The 24,216-nt window shown below is 69.3% G+C and carries 22 protein-coding genes; 11 read left to right on the forward strand and 11 right to left on the reverse strand.

Features of this window, described 5'->3' with window-relative positions:
* Positions 1-24 precede the first annotated feature (24 nt).
* Together QHF84_RS45335 and QHF84_RS45340 are read right to left on the reverse strand one after the other, a co-directional pair.
* Complete coding sequence (locus QHF84_RS45335; protein WP_281319854.1) at positions 25-1,713, reverse strand: hypothetical protein; 1,689 nt, start codon at positions 1,711-1,713, stop codon at positions 25-27.
* A gap of 85 nt (positions 1,714-1,798) precedes the next feature.
* The gene (locus QHF84_RS45340; protein WP_281319855.1) at positions 1,799-2,998 is read right to left on the reverse strand and encodes a hypothetical protein; all 1,200 of its coding nucleotides are present in this window, start codon (positions 2,996-2,998) and stop codon (positions 1,799-1,801) included.
* A 165-nt stretch (positions 2,999-3,163) separates the two neighbouring features.
* On the opposite strand from QHF84_RS45340, the gene QHF84_RS45345 reads away from it, so the two are divergent.
* On the forward strand, positions 3,164-3,784 hold the full coding sequence (locus tag QHF84_RS45345; RefSeq protein WP_281319856.1) for a hypothetical protein: 621 nt from the start codon (positions 3,164-3,166) through the stop codon (positions 3,782-3,784).
* A gap of 268 nt (positions 3,785-4,052) precedes the next feature.
* On the opposite strand, the gene QHF84_RS45350 is transcribed toward QHF84_RS45345, so the two are convergent.
* Positions 4,053-4,433, reverse strand: coding sequence for a hypothetical protein (locus QHF84_RS45350; RefSeq protein WP_281319857.1), 381 nt, complete (start codon positions 4,431-4,433; stop codon positions 4,053-4,055).
* Between the two features lie 682 nt (positions 4,434-5,115).
* On the opposite strand from QHF84_RS45350, the gene QHF84_RS45355 reads away from it, so the two are divergent.
* The 6 genes from QHF84_RS45355 (at position 5,116) to QHF84_RS45380 (ending at position 11,299) form a co-directional block, all read left to right on the forward strand.
* Positions 5,116-6,324 carry an ABC transporter permease subunit gene (locus QHF84_RS45355; RefSeq protein WP_281319858.1) on the forward strand — a complete coding sequence of 403 codons (1,209 nt, stop codon included), beginning with the start codon at positions 5,116-5,118 and terminating at the stop codon, positions 6,322-6,324.
* A gap of 69 nt (positions 6,325-6,393) precedes the next feature.
* Positions 6,394-7,137, forward strand: coding sequence for a phosphate ABC transporter ATP-binding protein (locus tag QHF84_RS45360; RefSeq protein ID WP_348652939.1), 744 nt, complete (start codon positions 6,394-6,396; stop codon positions 7,135-7,137).
* Between the two features lie 23 nt (positions 7,138-7,160).
* Positions 7,161-7,886, forward strand: coding sequence for a phosphate signaling complex protein PhoU (gene phoU, locus QHF84_RS45365; protein WP_281319860.1), 726 nt, complete (start codon positions 7,161-7,163; stop codon positions 7,884-7,886).
* Between the two features lie 32 nt (positions 7,887-7,918).
* Complete coding sequence (locus tag QHF84_RS45370; RefSeq protein ID WP_281319861.1) at positions 7,919-8,749, forward strand: MYXO-CTERM sorting domain-containing protein; 831 nt, start codon at positions 7,919-7,921, stop codon at positions 8,747-8,749.
* Between the two features lie 141 nt (positions 8,750-8,890).
* A complete protein-coding gene (locus QHF84_RS45375; protein WP_281319862.1) occupies positions 8,891-9,799 on the forward strand; it encodes an SH3 domain-containing protein in 909 nt (302 codons plus the stop codon).
* A 69-nt stretch (positions 9,800-9,868) separates the two neighbouring features.
* Entirely contained in the window at positions 9,869-11,299 is a 1,431-nt protein-coding gene (locus QHF84_RS45380; protein ID WP_281319863.1) for a VanW family protein, read from the forward strand.
* Here the strand turns inward: QHF84_RS45380 and QHF84_RS45385 are convergent.
* Genes QHF84_RS45385 through QHF84_RS45395 form a run of 3 tightly spaced genes read right to left on the reverse strand, consistent with a single transcriptional unit; the run spans position 11,252 to position 14,481 of the window.
* Positions 11,252-12,034 (reverse strand): metallophosphoesterase family protein, encoded by a 783-nt coding sequence (locus QHF84_RS45385; protein ID WP_281319864.1) that lies wholly within the window; start codon positions 12,032-12,034, stop codon positions 11,252-11,254. The two genes, QHF84_RS45380 and QHF84_RS45385, sit on opposite strands and share 48 nt — an antisense overlap.
* On the reverse strand, positions 12,031-13,275 hold the full coding sequence (locus QHF84_RS45390; RefSeq protein WP_281319865.1) for an ATP-grasp domain-containing protein: 1,245 nt from the start codon (positions 13,273-13,275) through the stop codon (positions 12,031-12,033). The genes QHF84_RS45385 and QHF84_RS45390 overlap by 4 nt, the downstream gene beginning before the upstream one ends.
* Positions 13,276-13,296: 21 nt before the next feature.
* Positions 13,297-14,481 (reverse strand): GNAT family N-acetyltransferase, encoded by a 1,185-nt coding sequence (locus tag QHF84_RS45395; protein ID WP_281319866.1) that lies wholly within the window; start codon positions 14,479-14,481, stop codon positions 13,297-13,299.
* Between the two features lie 465 nt (positions 14,482-14,946).
* Here QHF84_RS45395 and QHF84_RS45400 point away from each other — a divergent pair, with 465 nt between their 5' ends.
* Together QHF84_RS45400 and QHF84_RS45405 are read left to right on the forward strand one after the other, a co-directional pair.
* Positions 14,947-16,341: an adenylate/guanylate cyclase domain-containing protein gene (locus tag QHF84_RS45400; RefSeq protein WP_281319867.1), complete on the forward strand. Its 1,395-nt coding sequence runs from the start codon at positions 14,947-14,949 to the stop codon at positions 16,339-16,341.
* Complete coding sequence (locus QHF84_RS45405; RefSeq protein ID WP_281319868.1) at positions 16,338-17,375, forward strand: hypothetical protein; 1,038 nt, start codon at positions 16,338-16,340, stop codon at positions 17,373-17,375. The genes QHF84_RS45400 and QHF84_RS45405 overlap by 4 nt, the downstream gene beginning before the upstream one ends.
* On the opposite strand, the gene QHF84_RS45410 is transcribed toward QHF84_RS45405, so the two are convergent.
* Both QHF84_RS45410 and QHF84_RS45415 read right to left on the reverse strand, forming a co-directional pair.
* Positions 17,370-19,208: a hypothetical protein gene (locus QHF84_RS45410; RefSeq protein ID WP_281319869.1), complete on the reverse strand. Its 1,839-nt coding sequence runs from the start codon at positions 19,206-19,208 to the stop codon at positions 17,370-17,372. The two genes, QHF84_RS45405 and QHF84_RS45410, sit on opposite strands and share 6 nt — an antisense overlap.
* 56 nt (positions 19,209-19,264) lie before the next feature.
* Positions 19,265-19,483: a Franean1_4349 family RiPP gene (locus QHF84_RS45415; RefSeq protein WP_281319870.1), complete on the reverse strand. Its 219-nt coding sequence runs from the start codon at positions 19,481-19,483 to the stop codon at positions 19,265-19,267.
* A 140-nt stretch (positions 19,484-19,623) separates the two neighbouring features.
* On the opposite strand from QHF84_RS45415, the gene QHF84_RS45420 reads away from it, so the two are divergent.
* Positions 19,624-20,895, forward strand: a complete 1,272-nt coding sequence (locus QHF84_RS45420; RefSeq protein WP_281319871.1) for a M50 family metallopeptidase — start codon at positions 19,624-19,626, stop codon at positions 20,893-20,895.
* Between the two features lie 17 nt (positions 20,896-20,912).
* The gene (locus QHF84_RS45425; protein WP_281319872.1) at positions 20,913-21,434 is read left to right on the forward strand and encodes a cyclic nucleotide-binding domain-containing protein; all 522 of its coding nucleotides are present in this window, start codon (positions 20,913-20,915) and stop codon (positions 21,432-21,434) included.
* 4 nt (positions 21,435-21,438) lie between these two features.
* Here the strand turns inward: QHF84_RS45425 and QHF84_RS45430 are convergent, their stop codons facing one another.
* The 3 genes from QHF84_RS45430 to QHF84_RS45440 all read right to left on the reverse strand — a co-directional run bounded on the left by QHF84_RS45430 (position 21,439) and on the right by QHF84_RS45440 (position 24,201).
* A complete protein-coding gene (locus QHF84_RS45430; protein ID WP_281319873.1) occupies positions 21,439-22,329 on the reverse strand; it encodes a CPBP family intramembrane glutamic endopeptidase in 891 nt (296 codons plus the stop codon).
* Between the two features lie 157 nt (positions 22,330-22,486).
* A complete protein-coding gene (modA, locus tag QHF84_RS45435; protein WP_281319874.1) occupies positions 22,487-23,287 on the reverse strand; it encodes a molybdate ABC transporter substrate-binding protein in 801 nt (266 codons plus the stop codon).
* Positions 23,260-24,201 (reverse strand): hypothetical protein, encoded by a 942-nt coding sequence (locus tag QHF84_RS45440; RefSeq protein WP_281319875.1) that lies wholly within the window; start codon positions 24,199-24,201, stop codon positions 23,260-23,262. Before QHF84_RS45440 ends, modA begins: the two co-directional genes overlap by 28 nt.
* Positions 24,202-24,216: the final 15 nt, after the last annotated feature.

Here is a 24,216-nt window from a genome sequence, read left to right on the forward strand (position 1 = left end):
CTCGTCATCGCGGGCTAGGACGGATCAGGGAGCCGCGCATAAAAGGCGCGGCTCCCGCCGGATCGCGTCGGCCTGCCAGCACTTCTTCTCCACGTTATACGAGATCTTGTCGCCGAACTCGATCCGGCCGACGACACGCGCGCCCTTGGGGTCGACCTCGACGACGTCCTCGTCGATGTTCACGAATGCGACGTGTCCCTCGCTGCGGATCGGGCTGTCGAGGAAGCGCATCTGCTTGACGCCGAACCATTCGACCGGCTGGAGCGTGCCTCCGCGGGGCAGGCGCACGATACCACCACGCTCCTCGGCGTCCCCGACCGCGAAGACGCGATCCCCACTGTCGAAGACGATGGGGTAATGGTGGGTGTGATCCTCGAACGACCCGAGGCGCTCCGGCGTGACGTCGAGCGACGGTGTCTCCAGCGAGACGCGCCGGACCTTCATTTCGTGCGCGCTGTAGGACGTGAACACGACGTCGTGCTTGGTGAGGCTCGGCTCCCAGTCCTCGTCGATGGAGCTGAAGTCCGGCGAACGGGACGCGAGGCCGCGCCCGAGGCGGACGACGTGCTCGGACCAGATGAAGTAGGCATCATCGCGCGTGCCGAGCGCGGCAAAGACGGGGTCGCTGGGGACGGGGACGTCCGGGGCCACGTCGAAGCGCTTCGCGAGATCCTGGAGAGGCATGAACACGTAGGGGCGCATCGCGTCCACGGGCCCGGCGGCGATGTCGATGGGATTGCCGAGGCGCGGAGACTCCGTGCTCGCCGCGTCCACCACGAGGGCCTCGGTGTCCCTCACGCTGAGCACGCGATCACGCGCAGCGTCGTGATAAAGCAGACCGCCGCTCCAGGCGTACATCAGCCTGAAGAAGATGAGGTCGGTCGATTTCCTCGGGTACCGGTGCTCGAACCGCTCCGCGTCGCGGTCCTGGACGACGAGCGCCGCGGAGCTCGTCAGGTACGCGACGCGCGACGCGTCGAGCGGGACGACGGCGATCGCCTCGCTGTCCTTGCTCGGCGCTCGTTTCGCCGTCCACGGCGCGCCGCCTCCGTCGAGGGGAATGACGGTCGCGCCGTTTCCCGCGGCGGCGGCGACGGCCCGCGCGTCGTGCGAGAAGCGGATCTGCGCGGGCTTCACCACGCGAGAGCGGTGAACCTCGACGAGCGACGGAAACTCGAGGACGACGAGCTCGGCCTGCTTGTCGGCTTCGGAGGGGCTGTCGGGCGCAGGGCGCGGGGTGGACTCGGCGTAGGCGATCCGGCGTCCGTCGGCCGAGACGGCGACGGCCGAGAGGGCGCCCGTTCGGAGGCGCGCGCGCCGCGCCAGGGTCTGCGCCTCCAGGAGCCAGAGGCCGCTGTCAGCTTGGACGAGGAGCCACGCGGGATCGGCGAGGAGGTGCAGCGAGCGGGCGACGTGGCGGCCGAATCCACGTCCCGAGGGCGTGGCCCAGACGGTCCCTCGTTCGGCGGGGCGTTCGTCGCGCGCGGGCCGGATGCCCACGAGGCCGAGGCGGCGCTCCGGGACGAGGTCGACCCGGTCCGCGGGAAACGGCATCGGGGGGGGCGGGACGTCGACCACCGACGCGGACGCGGACGCGGACGGCGCGGACGTGGACGTGTCGTGTTTCGTTCTCACGACGATCATCGCGCCGGCCATCGCGACGAGCATCAAGATGGCGAAGCTGCCTAGGAGGTACTGGGCGGGACGGCGCATCGGGCGGCGCTAAGGTGGCGGCTCCTCGCGCGGTGGTCAATCCTGTCGTCCGGCCGCCCGTCTTCCCCCCAGCGTCGCCGGCCGCCTACTTGTGGACGGCCCAGACGTCGCCGCCGAAGTAATTGCCCCAGTAGACGTGTTTCGCGTCGACCGCGACACCCACCGGCTGCGGTTGACCCGACGCCACCACGGTGACGGCCTTGGTGGTCTTGTCGACACGCAACACCTCGGACCCGTACGTCGCCGTATAGAATGCGCTCGTGTCCTCCGCGAGCTGCGTGGAGACGCGGCCAGGGCCGAGGTCGTACTCCTGGGTCGCCGCTCCGCCGCCGCTCGGGATGCGGAAGAGGTACTGCGACGACTGGCTCGTGATCAGGTAATCGCCCCCCGGGAGCATGAGGACGCCGCCGCTGTAGTTGCCCGGGATGGTCCCGAGCGTCGTCGTGGCGCCGCCGCCGATCGGGGTCCAGTTCAAACCGCCCGTCCCGGCGTAGATGGTCCACACGTGACGCGTCGGTTCGATCAGCACTGCGCCGATGCTGGTGAACCCGCTCGCCACGGTCTGAATGGGGCCGCCGCCGGCGAGGGGCGCCTTGCTCAACGTGCCGGCGCTGTAGTCGGTCCAGTAGAGATCGCTGCCCACCACGTGGATGTCGACCATGAACGAGGACGCCGTGTAGAGCGTGGTCGCCGTGTACGGCGGCGTCTTCTGGATCCTCGTGATCCTGTCGTTGTCGTAGTGTCCGAGCACGTAAACGTACGTGTCGTCGACCGCGAGGTTCGTGATCCTGCCGAGCCCGCTGGCGATCGGGAAGGCCATGCACGAGCCCGCGACCTCGCAGCCGTTCGAGGGGTCGTCGTCGCAATCGGAACGGCCCGGATCACACGCAGCGATCACGCAGCTCCCGGCGCTGCATCCAGGCGTCCCGTTCGTGGCGGTGCATGCCGCCCCGCAGGCCCCGCAGTGGGCAGGATCGACCTGCGTGTCGACCTCGCAGCCATTCGCCGCATTCCCGTCGCAATCGGCGTGGCCAGGCTCGCATGCATCGCCCCCCTGCCCGCCGCTCCCGCCCTGTCCACCCGCAGCGCCCGCGCCCCCCTCGCCGCCCGTGCCGCCCACGCCGCCGGTGCCGCCCGTGGCGTCCATGCCGCCCGTGCCGCCCACGCCGCCGGTGCCGCCCTGTCCTCCGCTTCCCTGTGCCGAGCTCGAGGGGTTCTCCTCGACCGTTCCACCACAAGCGGTGAGAACGATCATCCCTGCGACCATCCAAACATGTCGACTCATCCAGCTTCTCTCCGTCGATCAGCAGCGCCGTGCGCTCCTGATGGCCGAAACGAAGCCCTCGGCCGAACCGTCAGGCGATGCTCGAAGATTCTTGCACGCCGGCTTCTAGCGTCGGTCTCCCGCCGCCCGCCGTCCCCCAGCGTCGCCACCGCCGCCCCGATCACGATGAGCACGCACGACGCCGCGAGCGCGAGGCTCGGCTCGGCGTGGCCGATTCCGACGGCCGGGGTCGACGCGCCGACGCTCGTCGCGTGGCGCGCGACGATGCTCCTCGACTCCGGCAAGCGGCAGGACGCCTACGCCGAGTACAACCGGTCGTTCGAGATGGGACCCAACGAGATCGCGGGCAAGGCGCTGGTCGAAGCGTACGGTCAGCAGAACCGGCCGGACCTCGTCGGCCCGGTGTGCGCGAAGACAGTCCCGGTGTTGCACAACGACGACGACAAGCTCGCGATGATCGCGATGTGCCGGAAGAACATGAACGCGCTGTCGCCCGAGGGCGAGATGGCGTGGATGAGCCCCGAGCTGGTCACCTGGTATCAGGACGAGAATGCGCGCCGCCTGGGTGCCCAGGTCGAAGCGGACAACGCGCGCATCGAGCGCCAGAAGCAAGAGCAGCACGTCGTGCGCGACATGGAGCAGTGCGCGGCGAACTGCAAGCGTGAAGGGCTGTACTGCCAGAACCGCTGTCGCCACGACAACGCGTGCGAGAATCGTTGCGTCGAGATCAATCACGCCTGCCTCGATCGCTGCGAATCGGAAGCCCACGACAAGCTCGGCCGGTAAGCCCCCGCGGTGGAGACCGCAGCCTGCGCGGCCCGGACGGCTGCCATAGCCTCGGCGCATGCGCTTCACCGCCCTTGTCGCCGCCCCATTCCTTGCCCTCCTCGCCGCATGCGGGAGCCAAGCTCCCTCCCCCGGAACCGCCTCCGCTCCCGCTCCCGCTCCCGCTTCCGCTTCCGCTCCCGATACGCCGCGCACCGCCCCCGACTCCGGCGGCCTCACGATCGGTCGCGGCAGCGGCTTCCGCCGCTCGGCCTTCTGGCGCTCCTCCTTACTTCTTGCCCGCGACCTTCGCCGCGACGACGACGCGGGGCTGCGGCGGCGGCAAGATCCTCGCCGGGCACGCGAGCCGATTGTACGGAATCGGCAGGAGCTTCGCGCTCTCGGGAGGAGCGTCCAAGTCGAATACGTAGACGGGGAGACCATTACGTCTCGCCGCGTCCTCTGCCCATCTCTCCGTCAGGGGCGTCCCGTCGACGGTGAGCGCCCAGGACCGCGCATTTTTGGGCACATTCGGCGGGCGTACGCAGACGCGGACGACGTTCGGCGCCGCGAAGATCGGGCTCATCGTGTCGCGCGAGGACGCGCATCCAGACAAAACGAACGACAGGACGACGAGCAGGGCGACATACCCCAGCATTGCCTTCTGCATTGCCTTTTCCTGCGCCCCGGAATGGACCGACCCTCACCCCCATCAGCGGGGCGGCCATTCGGGCCATGACCGGACGATCCAGCGACGTTCGGCCGGCATTGACAACCGGAAAGCCGCCGGTCGCGTACGCGTCCTCGGCCTCGGCATTCACGTGAACGCGAACCACCTCTCGCGTGGACGCAAATCCCCTTCGCGTCCGAGCCTTCGGCGTTCGCTCGAACACGCTCCCCTCCCGCTCCCTCGCCCTCGGCGTTCGCTCCGACGCGAATCCCTCCCGCGTGGACGCGAATCACCTCTCGCGTAGACGCGAACCACCTCTCGCGTGGACGCGAATCCCTTTCGCGTCCTAGCCCTCGGCGCTCGCTCCGACGCGAACCACCTCTCGCGTGGACGCGAATCCCTCCCGCGTCCGAGCCCTCGGCGTTCGCTCGAACGCGAACCCTCTCTCGCGTGGACGCGAATCCCTCCCGCGTCCGAGCCCTCGGCGTTCGCTCCGACGCAAACCACCTCTCGCGTGGACGCAAACCACCTCTCGCGTGGACGCGAACCACCTCTCGCTCCGACGCGACCCTCCTCTCGCGTCCGAGCCCGAAAAAACCGCTCCCACTCCCGCAGACGCCTTTTTTTCGCCGCTCCACCCCTCTGTCACGGTCCTGTCACACAGCACGGGTACGACGGCCATGTGGGCACCCGCGTCACGCGTTCGCTCGCGGACGCTGTCGTCCCGAAGCTCTTCTTCCTCTGCGCGCTCTCCAGCGTCCTCGCCACGCTCGCGATCGCCGGCCTGCTCGCCTTCGAGGCCCTCGGGTTCGTCCAGAACCTCGGCACGTCCGCGGCTGGCACTGGCAGCCTCACGTCGCTCCTCGTCGGCACCGTCCTCGCGACGCTCGTCGCCGTCCTCGTCGCGCTCCCGCTCGGCCTCGTCGCCGCGGTCTACCTGAGCGAGTTCGCCGGACCACGCGCGCGCCGTCTCCTCGAGCTCGGGCTCGACGTGCTCGCGAGCCTGCCCACGGTCGTCCTCGGCTACCTCGCGATCACCCTGCTCGGGCCGGCGCTCGCCGAGCACCACGTGCTCCTCTCGGGCGTCGCCCTCGGCGTGATGATCCTGCCGTACTTCGCGTCGCAGAGCGCGCGCGCGATCTCCGCCGTCCCGCACAACCTGCGCGAGGGCGCGTATGCGCTCGGCGCGGGCAAGCTCGCGACGGTCTACCGCATCGTCCTCAAGGCCGCGCTCGGCGGGATCGGCACGGCGCTCTTGCTCGCCGTCGCGCGGGCGCTCGGTGAGGTGATGATCCTCGTGATCGTCACCGGCCATGCCCCGCAAGGCGGGTGGGACGTCTGGGTCCTCGAAGCCTCGAACCACCTCGCGCGCGCGTCGCTCGCCGCCACGATCGAGGGCGCCCTCGGCCTCGTTGCCCTGGCCCTCGGGATGGCCGTGCTCGCCTCGGTCGGCGCCGCGGTGTGGCTCGAAGAGTACGCGCCTCGTGGCCGGCTCATGTCGCGCGTCGAGCGGATCGCCCGCAAGCTCGCCGCAGCCCCGCCGATCGTCTACGGCCTGCTCGGCTTGGCGATCTTCGTGCGTGTGCTCGGCCAGGGCGAGAGCACGATCGCGGGCGCCGCGATGCTCGCGCTCCTCCTCTTGCCGCGGATGACCACGGCCTTCCGCGAGGCGCTCCGCGCGGTGCCCGCGTCGCTCCGGGAAGCCTGCCTCGCGCTCGGCGCCGATCGGCTGCGCACGCTCGGCGAGGTCGTGCTCCCCGCCGCGATGCCCGGGATCTTGCGCGCCGCCCTCCGCTCGCTCGCCCGCGCGGCCGTCGAGACGGCGCCGCTCGCGTGGATCGGCGCGCTCGCGCTCTCGGCGCTACCCTGGAGACTTCTCGGCGCGGCCTGACGCCCGCGAAACGACGGACAAACCCGTATGACCTCCGACCACCCGCACGACAGCGAGCCCCCGGTGAAGATGAAAGCCGAGGATTTACGCGCGTGGTCTGGCAGCGAGGAGGTGATCCGCGGCATCACGCTGCGCATCGCGGACAAGCGCGTCACGGCGCTGATGGGCCCCTCCGGCTGCGGCAAGTCACCGCTCCTCCGGTGCTTGAACCGCATGCACGAGATCACGCCGGGCAACCGCGTCGAGGGCCGCGTGCTGCTCGACGGCGTCGACATCTACGCCCCCGGCACGAGCCCCGCGGAGGTCCGCCGCCGGGTCGGCATGATCTTCAAGAAGCCGAACCCGTTCCCGCACATGTCCGTGCGGGACAACGTCCTCGCCGGCCTCCGCTTGAACGGCCTTCTCGCCGAGCGCCCCGACGAGCTCGTCGAGCGCTCCCTTCGCCAGGCTGCGCTCTGGGACGAGGTCGCGGACGACCTCGCCCGCCCCGGCACGAGCCTCTCGCGTGGCCAGCAGCAGCGCCTCTGCATCGCGCGCGCGCTCGCGCTCGGACCCGAGGTCCTGCTCATGGACGAGCCGACGAGCGCGCTCGACCCCGTGGCGACGAGCCGCATCGAGGACCTCATCCACGAATTGCGCGAGCACGTCGCCGTGGTCATCGTCACGCACAACATGCAGCAGGCCGCGCGCGTCAGCGACTACACGGCCTTCATCCACGAGGGAGATCTGGTAGAGTTCGATCGCACGGATCGGATCTTCACGAACCCGAGGGAGAAACGAACCGAGGACTACGTCACAGGGAAGTTCGGTTGAGCTGAAAGGATTTTTCGAGGTCGATGCCCCAGGGTCAGCACACGAGCCGCGTCTACGAGAACGAGCTGCGCACGCTGCGCGATCGGCTGCTCCTCATGGGCAGCCTCGTCGAGGAGATGATCGGCAAGGCGATGCAGGCCCTCGCCACGCGGGACACGGCCCTCGCGCGCTCGACCATGAAGATGGACCGGCGCATCAACCGGCTGGAGTGCGAGATCGACGACCTCTGCATGCGCATCCTCGCCATGCGCCAGCCCGTCGCCTCGGACCTGCGCTTCGTCACGAAGGCCCTGAAGATCGTCACCGACCTCGAACGTATCGGCGACCTCGGCGTGAACATCTGCGACCGCGTGGCGGAGCTCAACGAGGAGCCGCCGCTCGGCGCCACGTTCGACCTCGTGGCCCTCGCCGACGAAGCGACGCTCGTGGTGCACGAGGCGCTCGACGCGCTCGTCGAGCGTGACGTCGACCGCGCCACGGAGCTGCTCACGCGGGACGAGGCCATCGACGAGCACTACGGCGAGATCTGGAAGCGCCTGCTCGAGCTCATGACGTCGGACCCGACCACGATTTACCGGGCCACGCGTATCCAATCGATCGCGAAGTACCTCGAACGTATCGGCGATCACGCGATGAACATTGCCGAGACCGTGGTTTTCCTGGTCACCGGCAAGGACATCCGGCACCGCAATCGGCGCTACGAGACCGGAGCACCGCCACCCGACGCGGAGGGCTCCGGCCGGCCCTGAGACGACATCCCTCTTTGGCTCGACGCGTGCTCATGCGCCTTGCAATCAGGTTTGCCCTCGGATTCGGCGCCGTCGCGTTCACCACCGCGGCCTCGGCCGACGTCGTGCCCAACGTGCAGATCGACTGCCCGAAGGGCACCCACAAGGAGATCGGCCACAGCGGGCCCTATTGCGCTCCGCCGATGCGCGCGGATTGCCCGCCGGGGTACGAGCCGCAGGTCTACCGCACGACGTCCTATTGCGAGCGGCCTCCCACCGCGCCTTGCCCCGACGGCCTGCACTGGGAATCGAAGGGGCCGGACGAGGCTTCGTGCTCGCTGAACGAGGTCTGCGAGCCAGCCGGCGGAAAATGCGAGCACGGCCTCTGCAAAGAGCTCTCGTTTTGCATCGAAAAGGTGCTGACGCGCCGCGTCCTCCACTCCGTCGCCCACGGCACGTGCAAGACCCCGTCGGATTGCGCGGCCTTCCCAAGGAGCAAGTGCGAGAAGCGCGCGACGTGCACCGACGAGGACGCTCGAAAACGCGAGGCCGAGCGGATCGCCGCCGCCAAAGCCGTGCGGGCGAGCGCCGTCCCAGCACCTTATGTGGCGATCCCGGGCGGAGATCCGCCGCGTTATCCCGTCCTGAAGGAGGACGCCCAAGAGCCCCCGCCCGTCCCCGCGTCCAGCGAAACCCCCGACGTCCCCGCGCCCAGCGAGACCCCCGACGCGTCGCGTCCGCCGGACGCCGGCGCGGCCAAACCGCCGAGCCCTGGGGGCTGCGCCGGATGTGAGGTCGGCGCGTCGGATCGGGACACGGCGGGCTGGGCGGCGCTCGTGACCCTGCTCGGGCTCGGTATCGCCATGCGGCGAAAAGGCGGGTGAGGTCGAACGTCACAGTCCTTCCTCTGCCCCCCACCCCTCGCGGATCGAGCGGGAAGCGGGGGCCCCGGAGAGGGCGTTTCGCGGCCCGTGCCTCGCGCAAAACTTGCTGAGAGCCCGGGAACTTGTGCTACGGCACGGCCCATGGCGAAGTCAACGCGCCCCGTCACGATCGAGAGGCCCTCGCCGGCCGACGAAAGGCCCGCGTGGTCCCGGGTCGGGATCGTCGCAGCGGTGGGCTTCGTACTGGGCGTCGCCTGGCCCAAGCTCGCGGGCGTGAAGGTCGGCCCCAACGTGCCGGGGGATCTCAAGGCCCAGGTCGAGGTCACCGCGCCCCCGACGGCGTCCGCCCAGGCCGCGCCCGCCGCGCCGCCGCCCACGGCCGCCCCCACGGCCGAGCCCGCCGCGGCGGCTCCGCCGAACAAGCAGACCGTGGTCGTCGGCCCGGGCAAGATCAGCCGTTGCTGGGACAAGAAGAACAAAAAGGTCACCGATTGCGGGGCCCTCCAGCTCGATCCCGTCGCGGTCCCCAAGCTCCAGGGCCTCGCCGAATGCCCCTCGGCGGTCGGCCTCTCGGGCAAGCTCACGCTCGGCCTCGAGATCGATTTCGAGAAAAAAGAAGTCCACGTCGTCAAGAACAAGAAAGACAAGACGACGATCCCGACCTCGACCGTCACCGGCATCGTGCAGTGCGCCTCGCGCGCCTTCGCGAACCTCCCGCTCGAAGACGTCCCCAACAAGTACCGCCATTACACGGTGCAATACGGCCTGACGTTCTACCCGCCCGGAAAGGCGCCCGAGGAGGCCGAGGCCGCGGCCACGGGCGAGGGCGAAGACGCCGCCGGCAGCACCACGAGCGAGGCAGAGGCCAATGGCACGGGCACCGTGAGCTGGGATACGGCGCTCGTCCGCAAGGATCCCAAGGACGGCGAGGTCGTGGTGCGGCTCGTGCGCGGGACGAAGGTCAAGATCGTCGGCCGCCGCAACGATTGGTTCAAGATCGAGACCAACGGCAAGACCGGCTGGATCTACCGCGGCGCCATCGGACTCTGATTTTCCACGCGGATCTGGAAATCGAGCCGCCTGGAACGATAAGCTCGGGCCCGAGGCGTTCTCGGGCCGATGTCACACGCAAGCGCGCACTCCTCGTCCACCACGCGACGCCCCCGCCGGAACTTCCTGCTCCGCGGCGCCCTCGCGATGCTCGTCGCCGGCGCCGGGGCGCTCTCGGCCTCCGCCGCTTGTCGATCCCTCCTGCCCGCTGAAAACGCGATCGCGAAGGGCGTGCGTATCGGCGGCGTCGACGCCGGTTCGGGGTCGCCGCGCGAGGTCGCCGAGCGGCAGGCGCGCGCCTTGCTCGATCGACGCGTCACGCTCGTCATGGGCGAAGAGGTCGCCCTCGAGACCTCGCTCGCCGAGCTCGGCGCGACCGTCGACGAGGAGCGGCTCGCGGCGCGGCTTTCATCCGTGGGCCGCGAAGGGGACCTCTTCACGCGCCTCGCCGATGCGCTCTCCGCGCGGCGCGGCGACGTCTCGGTCCCCGTCTTCGTCACGCTCCCGATCGAGCCCCTCGCCGCCGCGCTGGAGCGACGCAAGGACGAAGCCGACACCCCGCCCCGCGGCGCGCGCCTCGATTTCGCCACCGGAAAACCCACCCCGCACGTCGCCGGCCAGTACCTCGATCTTTATGCGGCCGCCTCGGCCATCGAGCGAGCCGCGCAGAACGGCGAGACCCGCGTGCCCGTCCCGACCTTCGAAATCCTGCCCGACGCGTCGAGCGAGGTCGTCGCGTCGATCGACGTCTCCCGCGTGATCACGAAATACGAGACCCGCTTCGGGTATCTCGGCGGACAGGCGAACCGCGCGCAGAACGTCGCGCGCGCCGCGGCCGGCATCGATGGCGTCGTGCTCCTCCCGGGCGAGATCAAGAGCTTCAACGCCGAGGTCGGCGCCCGCACGAAGGAAAATGGCTTCACCACGGCGCCCGAGATCTTCAAGGGCGAGATGCGCGAGGGCATCGGCGGCGGCACCTGCCAGGTCGCGAGCACGCTGCACGCGGCGGCGTATCTCGGCGGGTTCGAGATCACCGAGCGGATCAACCATTCCCGGCCGAGCGGCTACATCCCGATGGGCCTCGACGCCACGGTCGTATATCCGCACGTCGACCTCAAGCTCAAGAACCCCTACACGTTCCCCGTCGTCGTGCACGCCGTCGCGCAGAAGGGCATTCTCACGGTGGAGATGCGCGGCAGCGGCGCGCCCGCCGACGTCGAGTGGTCGAGCGCGACGATCGGCGTCTCCCCGTACAAACGCAAGATCGAGGAGAGCGCGTACTTGACCGAGGGGCACGTCGTCCTGAAGCAAAAGGGCATTCGTGGCTACCAGATCAAGAAGACCCGCGTCGTGAAATCGGACGACGGCCGGGCGCGCGTCGAGGAGAAGACCGACGTCTATCCGCCGACCTTCGAGATCCTGATCGTCCCGCCCGGCCTCGATCCCGCGACATTACCTCCGTTGCCCGGCGAAGAGGCCGAGCGGCAATCGAGCGGATAACCACGCCGCGATCCCGCCCCGCTGCTTCGCTTCCAGCGCCGCCACCTTCGCCATCGAGAGCGTCGTATCGTATTCGACGCGCCGGAACCACACGACCCCCTGATCCATGTCGAGGATCGCAAACGCCGCGCGTGGATCATCGTCCCGCGATTGCCCCACGCTCCCCGGGTTGATCAGGTAATGCGCCCCGTCGTCGAGCTTCACCATCTCGCCCGGCGCCGGCCCGAACGCGCCGCCTCGCGCGCGCCAGGCCCCCGCGTGATGCGTGTGCCCGAAGAGCCCGATCCGCGCGCCGTACCCGCCCTCCTGGAGCGCGCGTAGGCTCTTCTCCAGCCGCGACAGACTCGAGAGATGCAGATCGTCGTTCGGCACCGGGTGCAGCGCCGCGTGGAAGAGCAAAAGCTCCGACGACGCCTTCCGGAGCAGCGGCAACGAAGCGAGCCAATCGTGCGCCGCCCCGCCGAGCATCCGCTTCGTCCATCGCATCGCCTGCTCGGCCTTCCGGCCGAAATTCGCCGTGTCCCTGAGCCCGAGCGCGGCGCGATCGTGATTGCCGACGACGCACTTCGCCCCGGCCGAAGCGAGCAGACGCGCGCATTCGTTCGGATTGGCCCCATATCCCACGACGTCGCCGAGGCACAGGATCGTATCGACCCGCTCCACGTCGATCGCCGCGAGCACCGCGGACAGCGCTTCGAGGTTCGCGTGCACGTCCGAGAGGACCGCGTATTTCATGGCCGACCAGCCTTCCCCACCCCGCGCAGGGCCCGCTCGCCCACACGTTTCGCCAGCGTCAGCACGAGCGGCCAGGGGTCGTCCCAGGCGAACACGTCGAACACCTTCGGCCCGCGGTACGAGGCCACGAAATCGCGGAGCGACACCGCCCCGGAGGGCCCGTAATCGAGCAGAAACGCCCGCAGATCACCCTCGACCGAGGCCCAGCGCAAGCCCGGACGAACCGGCCCGGGGCTCGGCATCGAAAGCCCCGCGAGCTCGGCATACGCGAAAAGCGGCAGGTTCACGCCCGACGCCGCGCCGAGCCGGTTCCACAGGTTGAACCGCGGATTCGCCTCCAGCAAAAAGAGCTCACCCGTCTCGGCGTCTCGCTTGAAATCGAGCTTCACCACGCCCACGAGCCCGAGCGCCCGCACGACCTCGAGCCCGACCCGCGTCACCTCGGGATCCTCGACGATCTCGATGAACGTGCTCTCCCCCGATCCCGACGGATACGTCCGGAGCTTCTTGCCCACGTGATGCGCGACCGGCTCGCCGCGCGCATTCATCCACGCGTGAAAGCTCGTGATGTGATCGTCGCCGCCGCGCACGTATCGCTGCACGACGAACGCCGTGCCCGACCGCTGCATCTGCGAGAGCCGCTTGTCGAGCTCCTCCGGCGTGAACGCGAAGAGCGCCTTGCGCGGCAAACCGCCCTCCTCGCGCACAGCCGCGGATTTGCGGAACGACGTGTGGTTCACGGGCTTGACCGCGCAAGGCAAACGCACGCGCGAGAGCACCTCCTCGCGCGTCTTCGCCTCCTCGGACGTCACCGTCTCGGGCACGGGCAGGCCGAGGCACCACGCGAGCTTGGCGAAGCGCGCCTTGTCGACGAGGTCCTCGATGCGCTCGGCCGGCGGCATCAAAAATCGATAATGCCGCGCGAGCATGTCCCGATGCCGCGAGACGCAGAGCAGCATGGCGTCCGTCCCGTAAAACAGCACGGGCCGCCCGCCCGTCCGCTCGGCCACGATCCGGAGATCTTCGGCCGTCTGATCCGGATTCATCGCGGGATCCGCGATCACGGCGGTCCGCTCCACGTGCCGTGATCCGAACGTCGGATCCCCGGCGCGCGTCGAGGCCACGACGAACGGAATCCGCCTTCCGGGCAAGCCCGCCTCGTCCGGCGCATGTCCGGAAAAACACCGGACCATGTTGAGATCCCCGCAAAGCACGGCCGGGACAAGCGATTCTTCGGGCATTGTTCCCTCCCTTTTTTCGAATCAAGGTTCTTCTTCGGCGAACGCCTCCACCGGGCGCCGCTTCGTGACGGGGTGCCCACGGAGCCGCGCGATCTCGCGCGCGGCGCGCTCGGCGTGATCACGCAAAGCCTCCCGGATCGTCCGCCGCGCCGCCCGGATCTCCACGAGCGGCCGCGAATCGAGCGCGAGATCCAGCTTGTAACGCACGTCCCCTCCCAGAAAATCGTATTCACGCCGGCCCGCGTCGATCGCCATTCGAATGGCGAGCGCGTGCGCGGCGATCCCCGGGCGGAGCTTCGGCGGCAGATCGGCGCGCCGGCCGCTCTGATAGAAATACACCTTGTCGTTCCAGACCACGTTGTACAGGGCCGCCACCGGCTCACCGCCGGCCCGGAGCACCGAGAGTTCGAGCGCACCCCGTTCGAGGAGCGCGGGCATCACGGCGTCGTGAAATGCCGTGAATTTCGCCGAGGAAAACAGCCCGCTCTGCTCGTCCTTTTGCCAGCGCGCCTCGTGGAGCGACACGAGCGTCGCGCGGGCCTGCGAGAGCTCCTCCTTCGTCCGCGCGACCGAGAGGACGAGCTCGCCCCGCCCGAAGCTCTCCAGATCCCGCATCGATCGCCGCACGAGGTACCGCCGCGACGAAGGCAACGCCGCGAGATACGCCTCGAACGATCCGGGCAACGTCACGTACGGGCTCCGGCTGCGCTCCGTCAGGGTCACCATCAGGTCCCTGCGCCCGAGGGCGTCCGCGAGCGCGAAAGGCGCGCGCTTGCTGCCATCCATCGCCGGGAGCACGACCTCGTCCCAGCCCCCGAGAAGGCCCCCCGCGAGCGCCCGCGCGGCCGCCTCCGCGACCACGTCCTCCGCGCCCCGCTCGACCACGATGCCGATGTATTCGGAGACGATTTCGTCCGCCTCGTCCTCCCCCGACGGCAGCGCTTCGAGCCGCCGGAACGGAAACCCCCGATGCCACACGCGCCGCGCGACGAGCGGCAAGAGGCCCACGAGCCGCTCCCCTTCCGTGATCCGGAGCGCGCGGAGGCCTCGCCCGTCCGTCCCGCCGAACACGCGCCACCAGGCGAGAATCCAGAGCGGGGAAAGCGTGGGCTCGTTGCAATCGCTGCGTTCGAGCAGACCCTCCCACGCCCCCTGCATTGCCTCGAGCTCGGCGATATCGGAGACGACGGTGCAGCAGAGTCCCATGGCAGCCCCCCGGGCCGCGCAGGCATTTCGAGCATCCCCCGAAAAACCGCGCCCTTCGTCGTATGGAGATCACGCGCGCGCCCCACGCGCGCCGCGCTGGCGGCCATGTAGGCACGGACTGCGCCCCACCCCTCCTTCCGCCCGCAGCGACGTCGCCCGCCTGCTCGGCCGCTCACACGCTCGACCCGGGACGGGCCGACGTACCCGCCGGACGCCCGCCTCCGTCCGCCTTCCCAGCGGCCCGGAAAATCCGCCGCGGCGCTCGCCTGGGGGTGCGTCCGTCCGCGGCGACGAGGGCCCGACAAACTACACGCTGCCGTGCGCCGCGAGCACATCGCCGCGCACAGGAGCGGTCTCGGCGAGCGCGGGGGTTGTCCCGAAGAGCCCCGGCGCGTCACTCGCCCCTTGACGCGGGCAGCACTTCCTTGTCCCATCGGGCCCCCCTCGAACTGGTCCGAGAGAGCCGTGCTCGACAACCTGAAGAAGCGAATTTTCTCCCGTGAGCGGCTCCCAGACGAGGTCCGAGCCATCCTCCAGAATCAGGAAATGGCCGGCGAGCGGCTCGTCAACTACGTGCGCGCGGTCTTCGCGGGGTTCTCCCTCATCGTCACTCTGTTCGTCTCTCCGGAAGCGCAGACCGAGAAGTCCACGTTCATCTTTCGCCTCGTCGGCTTCTCCTGGATCGCCTACGCGGTGGCGGTCTGGCTCGTGCTCCGCAGGCGCGACCGCTACCACCGCTGGCTCAAGTACCTCTCCATCTCCGTCGACATTTCCCTTTTGTACGTCGGATTGATCGGAAACCTTCTCAATTATTCGGGTGTGTACGAGGTCTACCGGACGGCCGTCACCTGGGTCGTGATGTCGGCGTTCGGCGTGATGGCGGGCCTGCGCTACAGCGTCCTCGCCGGCTTGTATTCGGCGTTCCTCGTCATGCTGTTCGGGTTCTCGTTCCTCGCATACGTGCGGCTCGAGCTGTCCGTCCCGTGGCTGCCGCACGCCGTGTACATCGGCGAAGGCCTGAACCTCGACGATTGCGTGTACACGGTGGTCTTCGCGGCGATCTCGGGCATATTCGCCGCCGTCATCGCCGGCAACTCCCGCCGCCTCATCCTGCGCGCCGCCACCGAAAGCCTCGCGCGCGAGCGCCTCGAGCAGCACCGCGATCGTTTGGCCAAGTACTTCTCGAAGGACGTCGTCGACCTCGTCCTGAACAACCCCGAGAGCATCGGCCTCGGCGGCCAGCGAATGACGGCGACCGTGCTCTTCGCCGACATCCGCAACTTCACGCAGCTCTCCACGATGATGCAGCCCGAAGAGGTCGTGGAGCTTTTGAACCGCTACTTCTCGACGATGGTCGACATCGTCTTCAAGAACGGCGGCACGCTCGACAAGTTCCTCGGGGACGGATTGATGGCCCTCTTCGGCGTCCCCTATCCGATCGAGCACCCCGAGGAGAGCGCCGTCCGGACCGCGCTGGAGATGCTCGACGCCCTGCAGGTCATGAACCGCGAGCTCGAAGCGCGCGGCATGCTCCGGCTCGACATCGGCGTCGGCATCAACGCGGGCCCGGTCGTCGCCGGCAACATCGGCTCCTCGCAGCGCCACGAGTACACCGTCATCGGCGACACCGTGAACCTCGCCGCGCGCCTCGAAGCGCTCAACAAGGAGACGCGCACGCAGATCCTCGTGTCCGCCACGGTGCACCACGCGGTCGAAAAGCTCTTCCGCACGCGTCAGCTCGGTCCGCTGCGCATTCGCGGCAAGCCCGAGCCCGTCGAGGTCTTCGCGATTCTGCCCTCCGACGTCGTGCCCGAGCCGACGCGTATCTCCCTCCTCCCGCCCTCCACCTCGTACCCGTGAACGTCTCCGACACGCCCTTCCCGAGCTACCAGGCCCGGCGCGCGGACACCGACGCCGCGTGGTCGATCGTCGAGGCGCGCCTCGCCGCGCTCCCGAGCCCGCTCGACGCCCTCGCGACGCGTTTCCTCGCCGCCGTCTCTGCCGGCGAAGTCCGCCATCGCGCCTACTTCCAGAACCCGCTCGCGCCGCCGCTGCTTTACATGCCGCTCTGGTTCCGGGACGGGCTCGTCGGCGCGGGCCGCGACCCCGGCGCGCTCGACGACGCCCTTCCCCGGATCCTCGCCGGCACGATGCTCGGTTACGTCTACGTCCGCATCCAGGACGACGTGCTCGACGACCCGGAGCGGGCGGATCGCGAGCTGCTCCTGCTCGGAAATGCCTGCTTCACGGGCATGCTCGGGCTCCTCCGCGCCGCGGTCGGCGATCACCGCGGGTTCTGGGACGCGTTCGACCGGGCGTTCGTCACGTTCTCCCGCTTCACGGCCCTCGAACAACGCGTGGTGCGCGCGGACGAACCCTACCCGGAGGCGCTCTTCGAGGAGCACTGCGACAAGGTGGCGTTTGCCCGGGTCCCGCTCCTCGCCGTCGCGGCGCTCGTGGACCGGCTCGACGCGGCCGAGCCCGAGATCTCTCGGCTCGTGCATCGGCTCGGCGTCGCGTACGGGCTCGCCAACGACGTCCTCGGCTGGCCCCGGGATCTGCTCGCGGGTCAGCGCACGTACCTGCTCGCGGAGGCGGGCCTCGACCACGCGAGCCTCGCGCGCATCGCGGCCGAACCCGAGGGAGCTTCGCGCGACGCGGCCCGGGAGCAGCTCACGGAGGCGCTGCGCGGAAAACTCTACGAGGGCGGACTGCTTCGACGCACCTTGAAGACGGCCGTCGCGTGGCACGAGCGCGCGGCCGAGGCGGCGCGCGTGTTATCGCTGCCGGGGTTCGAGGCGTTCACGGCGGAGCGGATCGCCTGGATCGAGGCCCTCGACCGGCAGATCGTGGTGATGTCGCTCCGCCGCGCCCTCGGCGGCGCGCGCTCATGAGCCGCGCGTGGCGCGCGCGTGCGTCCGGACGAGCGCGCCCAGACAAACGGCCGAGGTGACCGCCCGCGCGCCAAACGCCGCCGGCGCGCCGTCCTTGCCGGGACAGCAGAAAAACGGCTCCCAGGGCCAGTAGCCGTCATACCCCTGCCTCGACGCGAGGTACGTGACGGCCGGAAACGGATCGAAGTTCGTCCTTCGAGGGCTCGTCGCGAGCACTTCGAGGTGGCAGGCCGTCGCGAGCGGGCTGCCCCAGCCTCCGTCGTCGGCGACCGAGCTCGAGATCTCCGCCTCGATCCGCGTGACGATCGCGTGGAGCTGCCTCCGCGGCGCCGGATCGCCGGGGACACGATCGACCACCCGCGCGAGCCGCGCGAAGAGGAGCCGCGTGTACGGCGCGCCGTAAAAGTACACAGCCCGCATTCCTTCGGCGTCCCAGGTGCGCGTGATCCACGCGAGCACCCGATCGAAAAACCCCTCCGGCAGGGGGATTTCGGCCTCGACGAGGCCGAGGCACGCGTTCACCGCGACGGCGACGCACACGTGCCCTTCCCAGCGCGGCGATCCCTCCGGCAAGGGCTCGCGCAGGTGTTGTTCCAGCCAAACCGGCAAGCACCCGTCCTCGCCGACGTTGCGCACGAGGACCTCGATGGGCCACGAAAGCTCGGCGACGAGCCGATCACGCTCCGGGCAGCGCACGGCCATCTGCAGCGCGAGCCCGAGCAGATCCGAGTCCGGCGCGATGCCCGTGTATCCCTCGTAGTAGCGGTATCCATCGGGCTCGCGACGCCCGAGCAGCGGGATCATCCGCGCCGACACATCCACGCCCGCGGCGTCGAGCGCGAGCAAACACACGCCCACGGGGAACAACCGGGCGAGGCGCGGCTCCTCGCAAAAACCTCCCCAGCGCTGGATCTCCCACGCCTCGCGGAGCGCCGTGTCGGCCACGAGCGCGTCACGCGTGAGCCGGATCGCCCGCGTGAGCTCCTCGTCCGGCCGCGCCGCGTTCGGCATCAACGAAATAAAACGCGCGCTCGAAAGCCCCCGCGAGATCGAGCCGAGGAGCGCGCCCGCGAGCGCGGCCAGGGCCTCGGCCGCCTGCCCCGTGGCCCCGCGCGGAACGTCGGCCGCGAGCGCCTCTGCGTGGCCCCTGACGCGTGTTGCCGTCGCGGGATGCCCCAGGGTGCGGAGGAGCGGCAGACGGTCCGGCAATGGGCTCTGCGCGAGCGCGAGGGCCAGCGCGAAAGGCCCGGCTTGCCCCGCGCCTTCAGCGAGCCGCGCGAGCAGCCGGGGACGGGGCCCTGCGAGGCGCGGCCGTGACAGCGCGTGGACCTCGCTCGCAAGGCGGAGGAGCTTCCCGAGAGCGAGCCCCGCGCCTTCGCAAACCGGAGACGCCTCGTGCCCGCAAAGCGCCGGCAGGACCATTTCGAGCCCGTACGCCTCCGCGCTCCCCTCGGGCGCCTCTTCCCCGATGATTGCACCTCCAAGCGCTTCGATGGCCCCATCGAACGCGACCTCGACCACGTTCGGCAACCGGCTCCCCGCGCGCTCCCGCGCCGCCAGAAGCAGCCACGCCGCGGCCGAAAGCGCGGCGCGGGGCCGCTCCTCCGTGATGGCCGGGGGTGGCGCGGGGAAACGTGCTGCTGCGTGCACGGCGGCGGCGACGAGGACGAGCCTTCGCGCGACCGCGGCCGCATGGCCGCCCTGGAGCGCGCCGAGGGCCCGCGCCGCGATGCATGCGGGCGCCTCGGAATCGAAGAATGGTTCGAGCTCGGCTCGGGCGCGCCGGAGCAGCTCGGTGGGCGTGTTGTCCCAGGAAAGAAAGAAATCGTTCAAGGAATTTACCGGGCAGTAGGGGCCCGGACGCGACGCGTCGACGTGCGTCGTCGGGATCAGGCCGCGGCTTTGCGCTGCGCGATCTGGCTCTCGAACTCCTTCGCGACGGCCTGGACTTCGGCCGGGCTCGTCGACTTGATGGCTTCGATCACCTCGGGCCCGACTTCATATCCCTCCTCCACGAGGGTCGACTCCGGGGAGGCGAGGAGCTTTTCCCGAAACTTTGCATCCGTCAGGGCGCGACCAATGAGCTCTTCCACGCTCTTCTTCGACATGACATCACCTCTCGTTCGACCCGCGATCCGACGCTCGATGTTACGGACAAGGAGATCGTGCCACTGGATACAGCGATCTCGCGTTCCTTGTCAAGGAGAAGGCCGTACGGATCTTTGCCTCGGGGGACGTGCATGATAACGTGAACCGGGCGGGAGATCGTGCGCAGGAGCTCATGAGCGACAAGTCGAAGCCCGAGCTCGAGCTCCTCATTCGATCTCGGCCTGGTTCCGGAGATGCAGGGAACGGATCGAGCGGCGGATTCGTCACGAAACGATACGTCGCGAACCAGGTCGCGCTCACCGTGCGCCCGCGCCGCATCCCCGAGGAAAGCTACGAGGTCCAGGCCCAATCGAGGAAGGATCGCAAGTTATTTTACGTGATCCGCCAGCTCGAAGGGGATCGCTATCTTTTCCTCAACGAGGAAGAGTACTTCCTCTGGCAGAAGATGGACGGGCTCCACACGCTGCGCGACGTCGCGACGGCGTACTTCCTGAAGTTCGGCTCCTTCGACTTCCGCGTGATCCAGCGCTTCCTCGCGCGCGCACGCGAGAACAAGCTCATCGTCATCCCCCAGACCGACCTCGTCCGGCGGTCTTTGTCCGACGAGCCCACCTCGTTGCGCTCGCAGGTGCTCACGCGGCTGCATCGGCTCGACCTGCGCCTCTCGAACGTCGATCAACGCATCACCGCGCTCTACCAGCGCGTGCGCCCGCTCTTCTCGCGCCCCGCTTTCGCGATCTACGGCGCGGTCCTCGCGGTCGGCGTCGTGGCGCTCGTCAAGCAAGCGGGCCGCGGCTCGGGCGCCGAGGTGTTGCACATGGGCCACGCCTTGCTCCTGCCCGTGTTCCTGATCCTCCACGCCGCGACGATCGTGGTGCACGAGCTCTCGCACGCGCTCGCGTGCAAGCACTTCGGCCGAGAAGTGAAGGCGTTCGGCTTCACGTTCATGAACCGCCTCGTGCCGAGCGTCTACGCCGACGTGACCGACATGTGGATGTCGACCCGCAAGGCGCGCATGGCCGTGAGCTTCGCCGGCCCGCTCTCGGGCCTGCTCATCGGCAGCGTGAGCGCGATCGTCGCGTGGATCCTGCCTCCGGGCATCCCCTCCTCGTTCTTCTGGTTCGTCGCGGTCACGATCGTCGCGCTCGCGCTCGGCAATCTCTACCCCTGCCTCTTCATCGAGTCGGACGGCTATCACATCCTGAGCGATTGGGTGCGCATCCCCGCGCTGCGCGAGAACAGCCGCCGCTTCCTGCGCGAGAGGATCCGCGATCAGCTCCGCGGCAAGAAGACGCGCCCCATGACGAGCGACGAACGCGCCTACTTCCTGTATGGAGTGACTTCGCTCGTCAGCGTCGTCGCGGTCGTCGCCGTCCTCGTGGCGGCCTTCGCGCACCGACTGACGCGTTGATCCCGAGGCCAAGACCGATGAAGTTCACCCCGCGCCCCCTCCGCAAGGACCAAATCAAGGACTGCGCCCGCATGCTCCGGCGCGTCACCTTGTTCGCGGCCTGGTCGCCCGACGAGATCGAGGAGTTTGCCGCGCATGTCCAGCTCCTGCCTTTCCCCGCGCAGGAGGTCGTGCTCTGGGAGGGCGACGCCGGCGACGTGCTCTACATCATCGCCGAGGGCAGCGTCGTCGTGTCGCGCCGGCTGAAGGGCGACGTCGAGACCGTGATCTGCCGCCTGCACGCGGGCGACTTCTTCGGCGAGCTCGACGTCATCGACGACCAGTCGGCCTCGGCGAACGTGCAGACCGAGACGCAGTGCCTCTTCTACACGATCGATCGCGACACGCTCTACCGCGAGCTCGAGGCGAACCCGCGCGTGTATTCGAAGTTCTTGCTGGCCCTCCTGAAAGAGGTCGCCAAGCGCCTGCGCACCACGAACCAGAGGCTCATCGACGCGATCCTCTGGGGCATCGACGCGACGTCGCTCGACACGGGCTGATCGTTCAGAGCCGAACGGTCCCGAGCGCGGACGAACGGCTGCTCGGCGCGCTCTCTTGGCCGCGCCGCCATCGCAGCAGGATGAACGTGAGGACCGCGCTCGACAGCGCGACCAAAAGCCCGCCCTCGCTCGCCCAGAGCGCCGCATGCTCACCCGTGGTCGACGCCCCGAAAAACGAGACCAGGATCGCGTTCCACCCCGCGTGGAGCACGACGGGCGGCCAGACGCTCCCCGTATCGAGGCGCAGTCGCGCGGCGTAATAACTTTGTCCACATAACGCCACGACGAAGAACAGGAGCGAGAGGATCGGCGACGGGCTCGGGTTGTAGTGGCCGCTCAGGATGAGCGGCGTGTGCCAGAATCCCCACACGAGGCCGGTCACGAGCGCCGGATGCGGCACGCGCGCGTCGATGAGGCGCGGCAAGAGATAACCACGCCAGCCGATCTCCTCCCCGAGCGCGAGCACCGAAAGCACGAGCGGGCCGATCGTCAGCGCGATGATGCCGCCCGCGAGCAAACGTTCTCCCGGCGTGCTGCCGGGGATGGCGAACCCGAGCGGATGCATGCTCGGCGGATCGAGCGCGGCGATGCCCGTGCCCCACGCGAGCCCATACGCGGGCAACGCCACGACCACCGGATAGATCAGCGCGGGGATCATCGCCCAGGCCGCGCGTCGGTCGAGGCGGAATGATACGTCGCCAAACCCCTCGCGCAGGACGAACCGCGCGACCACGGACGCGAGGCAGGGGACCCATACGAATGGCACGAAGCTCGTCGGCACCATGCCGTGCAGCGCAATGTCCACCTGGAACGGCGCGCTCACGAGAAGAAGGACGACGAGGTAGATCGCGATCCCTCTGCGCGCGCGCCGTACCTTGTCCGTCGCCTCCTGCACCGACGGCGAGCTTATACGGGGTCGAGCCGCGCGGGTAGGGACAAGGCAGGCCTCGCGCGGCGTCCCCTCGCCGGTCGCGGCGTCGGCGCCCCGACACCTCTGTGGTATCGCGTGTTTGTCCGGCGCATCCGGACCGCCGGCCCGGGCAACCACGGCCCTAGGGAATCGGGCCAAACCCGTACGAGGCGAGGATCCTCTGCCCCTCGGGGCCCGCGATGAAATCGAGCAGCGCCTCCGCATCGGCGCGCGAGCGAGCCTTCGTGGTGACGGCAGCCCAGACTTCGGGCTTCGGCGCCCATTCTCCCTTTCCGCCATCGAGCACCTCGATCCCCGCCGCGCCGGGGACCTCCGTACGATAAACGATCGCCGCCGCGACCTCGCCACGCTCGACGTAGGCGAGCACGGCCGCGACGTTCCCGCCGAGCACCACGCGCCCCTCGAGCGCCTTCCAGGACCCGAGCTTCTCCAGCGCCTCGCGCGCGTAGCGCCCCGCCGGCACCGCGCCCGGCTCCCCGATCGCGATCTTCTCGCCGGGCGGTAATGCCGTCCCGAGCGTCTGGAATGTGAGCTTCGGCCCGCCCTTTGGCCCGACGAGCACGAGCTCGTTCGTCGCCACCACGCGCGCCCGTTTGGCGTCCACGTGCCCGCCGGCCGCGAGCCGGTCGATCGGGTCTCTCGCCGCGACGATCACCAGATCGACCCCGGCGCCGCCCTCGATCTGCCGCGCGAGCTCGCCCGAGGCCCCGTACGTCGCGCTCACGCGGACGCCTGGATGCGTCGCGCCAAAGCCTTCGCGGAGCTTGGGGAACACCTTCCGCAGGCTCGTCGCCGCGGCGACCGTCACCTCCTCGCCTCCCTCCGCGGGCTCGCGCTTGCAGCCTGCGGCGACGAGCGCGGCGAGGGTGAACGCGAGGACGAACGCCCTCCGGCCTAAGGCTCGCAGAGCCCTTGCTTCCATCGCGCGTACGACAGCAAAAAGAAGTTTTCGACCGCGGTCTCCATCTCCGGCGACAGCAAGAACGCCGGATGGCAGGGCTCCTGATCGCACGTCTGGCTCTCCTTGCCCTTGTCGATGTGGCGCCGCGCGGGCACGAGATCCAGGAACGCGCCGGTCTCGTCGACGGTGCCGACGGCGATTTTCAGAATGTACGGAAAGAGCCGGTTTTTCTCGAACGTCGCGGCGGCGTCGCCCGAGAGCCAATTGCCGCCCATCCCCGCGAAATGGCACGTCTTGCAGGCGCCGGCCGCCGTCGGCTGATTAGGCAGGTTCACCATTCCGGTGGACTCCCAGTCCTTCCACTGCATGCACGCGCCGAACGCTTCCAGCGCCTCGAGCAACGTCGTATCACTCGTCGGGCCGCCGCCCGCGCCTCCGCCGCCGCCCGCGCCGCCCGCCCCTGCTTCGCCGCCTGCGCCGCCCGCGCCCGGATCCGGCTCGAACGTGGGATCACCGAAGAGCCCTCGCTCGTCGACCTCCTTCATCAGCCATTCCGTGACGAGGGTATCGTCCTCGATGGCGAGGGCCGGGCCGGTATGTTCGCCTTTCAGGCGGAGCAGGCTGTTGTCGGGGTGGGCGATGAGCGGCTTCGGGTACCCCTCGATCTTCGCGTACGACGAGCTCTCCTCGGCGCCGAGCCAGATGGGCGCGCTGTTCGCGCCTTGCGTGTGGCACGGCGTGCATTTGCTGGCGAAGATCGGGTAAACGTTCAGGTCGAAGAGCTCCTTCGCCGTGAAGTAATCGTCCGGCGGCCCGCCGGCCGCGCCCGAGCCGCCATTGCCAGAGGGCGTGGGACCGAGGGTGCCGGTCGGCGGCGCGACGCAGCCATAGGCCAGGATCAAGGCGAGGACGAACCCCGCGGTCGCTCGTTTCACGCAGGGGATCATGGC

Origin of the sequence: Polyangium sp. y55x31 (assembly GCF_029946505.1) — a bacterium.
In the GTDB taxonomy this organism is placed as follows: Bacteria; Myxococcota_A; Polyangia; order Polyangiales; family Polyangiaceae; genus Polyangium.